This is a genomic window from Streptococcus mitis (genome assembly GCF_946190375.1).
In the GTDB taxonomy this organism is placed as follows: Bacteria; Bacillota; Bacilli; order Lactobacillales; family Streptococcaceae; genus Streptococcus; species Streptococcus mitis_CJ.
The window spans coordinates 1-403 of sequence record NZ_CAMIAF010000055.1; the positions used below are offsets into that span (position 1 = coordinate 1).

At 36.0% G+C, this 403-nt stretch carries 1 protein-coding gene; it reads right to left on the bottom strand.

The window, feature by feature from the left end; all coding sequences use genetic code 11:
- Positions 1-344: sigma-70 RNA polymerase sigma factor region 4 domain-containing protein (locus tag N8M09_RS10930; RefSeq protein WP_261065206.1), on the bottom strand; the 344-nt coding region annotated here is incomplete at its 3' end.
- Positions 345-403: the final 59 nt, after the last annotated feature.

The following is a 403-nucleotide window of genomic DNA, read 5'->3' on the forward strand; positions in this document are numbered from 1 at the left end:
TCTCTTAGTGTCTCATGAAAGAGATAATAATCATCTAGCCAGAGTCCTCCCTCACTTATACGATGACTAATCTCACCTACTTCTTCATAAGGTTCTTTATCATATCTACGCTTCTGGCTTTCTTGTTTACGGATATGGTCTAAAATTCGATTACGGAATTTAGTTTTGAAATATTTCCTTAAACGAGGGATATCTTCTACTAGCCCTTCTTCGCTACTAATCAATTCATGTAGACATATCATTCCCTCTTGATTCCAGTCCGATAACTCCCACAAATGAAGGTAATATTCATTTCTACACTTGTATACAATTCCCTGGACTTCTTCATACAATTCTTTAAGCATAATCTTCCCCTTTCTGTGTACAGTCTAACAGATTCAGAAACACTTTTGGCACATTTCAT